We start from the raw sequence: 8,047 nt of genomic DNA, 5'->3' as shown, positions 1-8,047 counted from the left end.
TTGATACCCAGCTGAGTATCGCGGGTCTGTGTCCAGGTGGTCACACGGGACAGCATATCAATCTCGCCGGACACCAGCGCAGTAAAACGCTCTTTAGCATTCAGTGGAATATACTTAACTTTAGTTGCATCACCCAGTACGGCGGCAGCAACCGCCCGGCATACGTCAACGTCCAGACCTTTCCAGTTACCTTTATCATCAGGCACCGAGAAGCCAGGGACACCACTCGTTACACCACACTGAAGTGCGCCACGTTCCTTCACAGTTTCCAAAGTACCAGCCATTGCTGTTCCTGCCATTGCAGCCATCAGGACGGCAGCGGAAATCAGGGTTTTCTTCATTGTTTACTTCCTCTTGTTTTTATAACGAATGAATAAATGAGACACTAAAACAGGCTGTGTTTAACAGTCGTGCTATAGATTTGGACGTCAGGTTTGAACGTCGTAAAGCGTATTCCACTTCTTTATTTTTTTAATCTTCAACTGGGCTGAGCGCCTGTCGCAGCGCTTCAGGCTCTGATAGGTGCTAATGCAGGCTCAGGGCTGGATTGTGATTCTGAAAACAGCCGCTCGCACATTTTGCGCAACATTCGCCGCGGTGCGAAGCGTATCTGGATTGAATAGAAAAGACTGGCCCCAAGGCAGAGAAAGATCAGAGCAGGGCTTGAGATAATGCCGTTTATGAGATCGACAAATTCTTGCATGTGTCAGTGACTCCGGAAAGCAGCGTGCTGGGCACGAGAGTTATAATTATTGTCTTGCTATATATCCATCTTATTGAGATGGATGCTTATGCCACCAGGGGCATTGCAGTTGTGTCTTACTGGGAAACCCATGTCCTGAACATCAGGCGAGACATAGTATTTCTGACAACTGCGATCTTTTACTGGTTGATCTTTTACCGGTTAGCTCTCCCGCTAAAAAACGTCCGCTAAGTGGTCGGACGCTGTGCGGGGTAACACGAAGATCCGCTGCAGATAATGAGAGTGCTTGGTTCTCTCTGTGTATCTACGCCACTAGACTCTAGTGTGAATCTTCGGAATAAGTTGCATCCTGCCGTGCCTTCTTTACCTCTTTCTGTGCCAATTATTAGCTGATGCAGATCTGAATATGTTGGCTTTAGCGCACGTTTCTGATTTTCTTTTCTGGTTCTCAGGAGGATTGTGTGTTGCTGTTTGACCCTGCATCAGCCGCAGGGGCTGCGTCATTGTGCAGCCCGGTGCGGGAGAATCAATGGCAGTATTTAATCGAGGCGTTTCTTAAAGCGTATCGAGGCAACGGCTAAGCCACCCAGAGTAAACAGCCCCAGCCAGTAGATATCCGGGGCCATGTTGATAATCTCTACATCTTTCAGAACCACGCCGCGAATCAGCCGCATAAAGTGGGTGGCGGGCAGTGCCTCTGCTATATATTGCGCGGCCAGAGGCATCCCTTCGTAGGGAAACATAAAGCCGGATAACAGAATTGAGGGTAGTAAGACAAAGATCGTCATCTGCATCGATTGCAGCTGGCTTTTGGCGATGGTGGAGATAATCAGGCCCAGGGTCAGACTGGCGGTGATAAACAGCAGGGTCGCCAGCGCCAGCTGCAACAGGCTGCCATTGACCGGTACATTAAACAGCAGAAAGCCCAGTCCCAGAATGATGACAACCTGAATCGCACCGATAAAAATATAGGGGAGAATCTTACCTATCATCAGTTCGATAGGACGCACCGGGGTGGTGATCAGCATCTCCATATTGCCTCTTTCCCGTTCCCGCACAATGGCGGCAGAGGTGAACATAATCATCGTCATCGTCAGGATGACCGCTGCCAGTCCCGGCACGATATTCACCACCGTGCGCTGCTCTGGATTGTAGAGCAGGGTGACCTCAAAGGTGGGTGTCTGGCGGTTGGCAGGTTTATCCAGCAGCTCTACCAGTGGCATCCTTCGCAAGCCCTTAATCGCACCGGCGATAATGGTGTCTGAGCCATCAACCAGCCACTGAGCAACCGGTCGGCTGGTTTCGGCATCGCTGGCCGGGGGACTGCCCAGCCCTACACTGGGGTTGCGCACCAGTCGCTGACTGACATCACTGGGGATAATCAGCACCGCCCGTACCTCAGCGCTGGCGATTGCCTGTTCTGCCTCGGGCAGGTTGGTGAAGTGGCGGGTGAAAGTGACCACCTGGGTCGCCTCGATGGTTTGAATCAGCACCCGGCTTAAGCCGCTGTGGCTATAATCGACCACCCCCACAGGCAGATGACGCACATTGGTATTGATAGCAAAACCAAACAGCAGTAGCTGAATCAGCGGGATCATGACGATCATGCCGAAGGTCATCTTGTCCCGTTTAAGTTGCAGCAGCTCTTTAGTGGCGATCGCGCTGACCCGCACAAAAGGGTTCATGATTGCTGCCTCCCGCTGTCGGCCCTGACACCGGTACAGGTGACAAACACATCTTCAAGACTGGGGCGCACCAGATTGAGCTGATCTTCGGGCTTCACCGACGGTTGCTGAGAGAGAAACCCGATCGGGTCGTCTACGCTATCTTTCACCAGTACCCGCAGACGCGCGCCCAGTTGTGCGGCGGAGATAATCTCCGGCAGCGCTATCAGTGTTTGCTTTAACGAGCGCAGTTCAGATGAACTGATCTCTACCACTCTGGAACCCATCTGCTGCATCAGCTCATCGGGGCTGCCATCGGCCCGTTTAATACCGTTCTCCAGAATCGCCAGTTTATGGCAACGTTCCGCTTCATCCATATAGTGAGTGGAGACCAGAATGCTGGTGCCCTGATCGCTCAGATCAAACAGCTGTTCCCAGAACTCCCGGCGATTTTCCGGATCGACCGCAGAGGTCGGTTCATCAAGGAACAGCAGTTTCGGTTTATGCAGCGTGGCCGCAGCCAGGCTGAGTCGCTGGCGCTGACCGCCGCTCATACTGCCGGCAAACTGCTTTGATTTTTCCTGCAGGCCATAGATGCTCAGTAACTCTTCGATCCGCTGTTTCCGGGCCCGGGCGGTCAGGCCATAGATATGGGCGATAAACTTAAGATTTTCCTCGATCGTAAGATCATCGTAGAGCGAAAACTTCTGCGTCATATAACCAATTTGCAGTCGCAGTTTTTCAGCATCTTCCGGCAGGTTGCAGCCAAGCACCTCAACCCGGCCATTACTGGGTTGCAGCAGACCGGTGAGCATTCGGATAGTGGTGGTTTTGCCACAGCCATTAGGCCCGAGAAAGCCATAGATCCGGCCGGTTTCAACTTCCAGGTCGAGATCCTGTACCGCCAGGGTGTCACCAAAGCGTCGGCTGAGCTTTTCTGCCCGGATAGCATAGCTGGCTGACTGACCGGTCATGGCAGCTCCACCTGCGCCGGAACGCCATTGGGCAGGTCCGCTTCACTATCGGGGAGTTTAACCTCCGCCAGGTACATCAGCCGGGCGCGCTCCTCCTGATTCAGGGCGTAATAGGGGGTGAAGGCGGGTTCCGTCGCGATCCAGCTGAGTTTGCCCGTGATCGGTTGCTCGATACCATCCACATGAACAATGAGTGAGTCGCCGACATGAAGTTTTACCCGGTATGGCTCGGGTACATAAACTCGGGCATGGGGCGCTGTGCCCGCCAGTATAATCGCCAGCGGACTGCCGATGGTGACCCGCTCCCCGAGGTTCCAGGGCAGGTTATCCAGAATACCGTCGCGGGTGGCGATAATGGTCAGGTCTGCCAGCCGTTTAGTCTGGATTGCCAGTGTCGCCTGGGCTGAATGCAATGAGGCCTCCGCTGCCCGAAGGTCCTCTTCCCGGGTGCCATTGGTCAGCAACCGCAGGGCTTCCTGCGCGCTTTCCAATCCCGCCTGAGCGGCATCTCTTGCAGAGCGCGCCCGGTCCAGATCTGATTGACTGACCAGCTTCTGCTTTTTCAGATTGAGAATGCGGTTATAGTTAGAGCGGCTCTCAACCAGTGAGGCCCGCGCCCCGGCGACCCTGGCGGTTGCCGCAGCAACCTCCTCCTCACGGGCACCATTTCTGAGTTTTTCCAGATTCGCTTCCGCCCGGGCCACTTCAGCGGTAGCTTTATCCACCTCTGCTTGCTGTAGTGTGCTGTCGAGTTTCACCAGAACGGTTCCCCGGCTCACCTGACTACCTGCTGCCACCGGCAACTCAACCACCACTTCACTGGCGGTGGCCGTATGGGCGATACGATCCCGCTCCAGAGTGCCCAGGGCAAGGTTCTGAGAGGTGCCGTCACAGGCGGTCAGAAATAGCAGAATCAGGCAGATGAGGTAACGCATGATGTTGACCTTTATATGGCTTAAAAAGCACGGGCGAAAAAGAAAAAGCATTCGTAACTTGTTAATAGTAGAACGATAAACCTAATTGGGTGCAACTGCCAGAATTGTGGATATTTATGCAAGACCTGTCGGTGACTCGAAGATGGCTTTTGTCCGGCAAAGAGGGTATCTGGCTGTTATGGCTATTCAATGGATTCCGTCTCAGGCACCTGAACGTTGCTTCAGGCACTGGAATAACCTTTAGAAGTGGTGCATTATCAGATAGATAGGAAATATGGCCGGTAACAACATGTGCCACTAAAAACAGCAAACCGTGCTGGCGTGTTTTCAGGGGATGAAAAGCAACGTGCTTCAGAATTACTCTTTCAGTTCAGATAGATATGACTCTCTCATCCTCTGTCTTGCGGTGTCAAAACGCGCACGCATAGAATTGAAATGTTAGGTGACTGCAAGTTACCGGATAGTGGTGAGGGTAGGAATAATTTATGAAGAAATTCAATATCACAGAATTCTTTGAAGAATATTCAAGAGGTCTTGATGAGTTTCCGATTATTTATTCGAAAGATGATCTGGAAAAAACGATATTGTCATCTAGTAAACCAAGATCATTGTTTTCTTTAGTTTCTTTCTTGCCAAAAATAAATAGCTTAAGAATAGGTGTTTTCGACCTCTACTGCATAGAGGAGTTTTATTCTATTGGTATACTTTATAGGTCATGTATTGAGCATTCTGTAAAGGCTATGTATATTTGGATGAAAATGATTTCTGATTCATCCGATGATATTGGCAAGGATTATCTAGGGATGGAGGGTGACCTTGAAAAAATTAGATATGCAGCTTCCTTAAATAAACAAATTAAGGTTCAAGGGGGCAGTCCTATTCCCAATATATTCGCGTTTATGCAGCGAATGGAGTTGGTTTCAAATGGAAGTTCCCGCAGAGAGGTCGAGAGAGAAACAAACTCATTTAAAATATATAAAATGTTAGACTGGATGCTAGAGGAAAAATCTAGATCAGTATCAGCCCCCAGCTTGCTATTAGAGGTCTATCCATTATATGAAGAGCTCACATCAATCGTTCATGCTATGCCTAATTCCACTTCTTCTTACGAGTTAATTGGAGAGCAAAGTGATAAGATTCTTAAAATTACTGCTATGCTGTCGTTAAGTTTATACGTGCTAATTTATAGATCTCTTGCCCAAGAAAATCCAATGTATGAAGATGTTGCAGAATATTGTGAGTTGAAAATCATTTCATTTACAAAAGAATTGAATGAATGAAAAAAAGGGTTGCACCTAACAAGTAACAGCAATCGACAACTTTGTTAGACGTTTTTTAAAATAACCTTTTAAGGAGGAAAGAACATTGAAATATTTATTAATCATTGGTCTGTTAATAGGTGGTTATTATTTATATATGAACAACCAGCAGTCGGAAGTTCAAATAACGACTTATCAAGAAGTGCTCGACAAAGCTGAAGGTGATCAAGCTTCCCAAGATGAGGTTAAGAAAGGAGCCTTACTTCTTGCTACTAGGTTTTGTAATGACAGTTACTTTCAAGAGACCGGTGGTTCAAGCACCTCAGCGTGCCTTAGCAAGTTAGAAAGTCAAACCAGTCGTTGTAATGAAAGCGTCTTCATAGATGCACCTGATTTTTTCTATGGCAAGGAGTCGGTAGGCATAATTTCAATGAAGTTTGCTCAATGTGCTGGTGTGATTTAGATAAGGCTTAACAAGGAAAGCAGTTGACGCTCAATGAGCTCAACTGCTGTTAGTGTTATACGAAATAGGGACTTTCATGAGAATACTAAAGTTAATCTCAATAAGTGTTGTTATATTCTTCGCAGGATCAGCAACCTATACTAATTTACCACTACATTTTAAATATGAAATTTCCAATTGGTTTTCTCGGATAGGAACGCCAGACTTTATTGTCGCGCTTGATTCGCTTTCCTCCAGAAAGCAATCTGATATTCTTAGAGAGTATAAGAATAGAGGTCACGAGCTTAAATGCTATGGGAATCCTAAAAAAGAGCAAAGAATAGGAAAGTCAGATTATGTATGTGATGCCTATATCGGGTCTGCTTTTGACAATATTCCTGCACGACTGGTAAGCTTTTTCTTTTACAAGAATAAACTTACAAACATAAGAATAGAGTTTCCCGGCAGTTCATTTGGTAAAGTCCAGGATTTTCTTGGTCGAAAACTTGCAAGGTACCCACGTTTAGACTTACAAAAACAGCATGACTTCGGGACAAATATCTTTGGGAAACCTATCATGGTTTGGGCTGTAAAACACGGCTTTGTAGCAACAAGTGCCGAAGAAACTCCTGGACAAAAAGTAATATTGCTATGGTCCAGTATGGATGATTTGCAAATGACTGATTCAGTTAATTGAAATCGTATTGCAAGAGACTTAAATTCACATCGGCCAAAAAGGGGAAAGGAACAGATTTATTTTCTTGTCTCATGCTCAACAGCTTATATATCTGATTAAACTGACGAAGTTGCTAGAAAATTTACATGTGGTCGGGGGTGAAAGAGGCGCTAAGATATTTTGGAATCTCAAGTTAAAGGGGTCAAGCCCTTTTTGACCCCTTTAATCTCGAAACATTAATCGCAGTTAGTTATGCCACAGAATCAATCGGGGCTGAGTAAGTTGGTCAAGATATAACCTGAATAATACAGCTATAGCTTCCCCCTCCGAAGACTCTCTCCAAAAATCTAACTAATTCCTGCCGCTGTGGCTCTATCCTGACGTGGCGATTTATCGAATTTTCTAGCGTATTCGCGGCTGAATTGGGCGTGGTTGTCGTAGCCGACATCAAAGCCAATCGAGGCGATTGGGCGCGAGCTTTCGCGCACCAGGGTTTGTGCTTTCAGTAAGCGTAGCTCTTTGGTATAGGCGAGTGGACTCATGCCAGTGATGGCCTTGAAATGTTGATGCAAGGCAGAGCGGCTCATGCCAGATTCTTTGGCTAACTCAGCGATGGATAGGTTTTTGCTAAGATCGTCGTTGATGAGTTTGATGATTTTGGCCACTTGCGCTGATTTATCACTATGCCATACCAAACGCATTAGCCGCTGGCCGATCTCTGAATGCATCAAACGCGCGTGAATTTCGTCTTCAATTAAGGGCGCAATCATTGGCGCAAGGGTTGGCTCGTTCGCTAATTCAATCAATCGACCTAGTGCCTGTGCTACTTCGTTTGGCACCTGGTGGCAACCGATGGCAGCACTATCATCTACCGGACGCGTCGTGTGTGTTGGGTCAAAATAACGCAATAGCTTTTCTCGATCTAATGGCAAAATGACCGCTACGTAGGGCGTTTGATCTGATGCCTGAGTGATCTGCGAAATCACGGGAATATGGTGGCTCACCAAAATCATTCTGGCTTGGCTACAGCGTACTTGGTGCTCGCCGGCAGAGACTTGTTTTTCACCCTGTAGCACCAGGCATAACAGCGGTTGATACACCGAAGATTCAATCGGTGTGGGGGTGCAAAAGGAGACTATCACTAACTTGCTGTAGTCAAAGTGCAGATAGCGGCCAAGAGCGTTCTGGCGCTGGATGCAGTTTTGGGTAAGGGTGAGCAGAGAGTCAATGGCCATAGTTAGCTTCACATGCGTTGATAAATAAGTGCCAACAGAAATATAGCGCGAATTTTACTAATAATCTTTAAGTTTGGATTATTGTGCAAGTTAAACGGATTATTAGCCAATTTTTATTAGCTTAAATGGACTATAAATATAGTTGCCTTCATTCGATAT

At 47.7% G+C, this 8,047-nt stretch carries 8 protein-coding genes; 3 read left to right on the top strand and 5 right to left on the bottom strand.

Going from position 1 to position 8,047, the window contains the following annotated elements; translation table 11 throughout:
* The 4 genes from BMY09_RS18210 to BMY09_RS18190 all read right to left on the bottom strand — a co-directional run.
* Positions 1 to 341 (bottom strand): transporter substrate-binding domain-containing protein (locus BMY09_RS18210; RefSeq protein WP_139203218.1); only part of this gene is annotated, 341 nt, incomplete at its 3' end.
* A 901-nt stretch (positions 342 to 1,242) separates the two neighbouring features.
* Positions 1,243 to 2,388, bottom strand: a complete 1,146-nt coding sequence (locus BMY09_RS18200) for an ABC transporter permease (RefSeq protein ID WP_091361073.1) — start codon at positions 2,386 to 2,388, stop codon at positions 1,243 to 1,245.
* Positions 2,385 to 3,341 (bottom strand): ABC transporter ATP-binding protein, encoded by a 957-nt coding sequence (locus BMY09_RS18195; RefSeq protein ID WP_091361072.1) that lies wholly within the window; start codon positions 3,339 to 3,341, stop codon positions 2,385 to 2,387. The genes BMY09_RS18200 and BMY09_RS18195 overlap by 4 nt, the downstream gene beginning before the upstream one ends.
* Positions 3,338 to 4,276 (bottom strand): HlyD family secretion protein, encoded by a 939-nt coding sequence (locus BMY09_RS18190; protein WP_091361070.1) that lies wholly within the window; start codon positions 4,274 to 4,276, stop codon positions 3,338 to 3,340. Before BMY09_RS18190 ends, BMY09_RS18195 begins: the two co-directional genes overlap by 4 nt.
* A 485-nt stretch (positions 4,277 to 4,761) precedes the next feature.
* Between BMY09_RS18190 and BMY09_RS18185 the strand changes: the two genes are divergently transcribed.
* From BMY09_RS18185 to BMY09_RS18175, 3 genes are all read left to right on the top strand, one after another.
* Entirely contained in the window at positions 4,762 to 5,556 is a 795-nt protein-coding gene (locus BMY09_RS18185; protein WP_091361069.1) for a hypothetical protein, read from the top strand.
* An 85-nt stretch (positions 5,557 to 5,641) separates the two neighbouring features.
* On the top strand, positions 5,642 to 5,998 hold the full coding sequence (locus tag BMY09_RS18180; protein WP_091361067.1) for a hypothetical protein: 357 nt from the start codon (positions 5,642 to 5,644) through the stop codon (positions 5,996 to 5,998).
* A 76-nt stretch (positions 5,999 to 6,074) separates the two neighbouring features.
* On the top strand, positions 6,075 to 6,674 hold the full coding sequence (locus BMY09_RS18175; RefSeq protein ID WP_091361065.1) for a hypothetical protein: 600 nt from the start codon (positions 6,075 to 6,077) through the stop codon (positions 6,672 to 6,674).
* A 326-nt stretch (positions 6,675 to 7,000) separates the two neighbouring features.
* On the opposite strand, the gene BMY09_RS18170 is transcribed toward BMY09_RS18175, so the two are convergent.
* The gene (locus BMY09_RS18170; protein WP_091361064.1) at positions 7,001 to 7,888 is read right to left on the bottom strand and encodes an AraC family transcriptional regulator; all 888 of its coding nucleotides are present in this window, start codon (positions 7,886 to 7,888) and stop codon (positions 7,001 to 7,003) included.
* Between the last annotated feature and the right edge of the window lie 159 nt (positions 7,889 to 8,047).

The organism is Amphritea atlantica, assembly GCF_900111095.1.
Taxonomy (GTDB): Bacteria; Pseudomonadota; Gammaproteobacteria; order Pseudomonadales; family Balneatricaceae; genus Amphritea; species Amphritea atlantica.
Note: the sequence above shows the minus strand (reverse complement) of the source record. Positions and strands in the feature narration are given on the sequence as shown.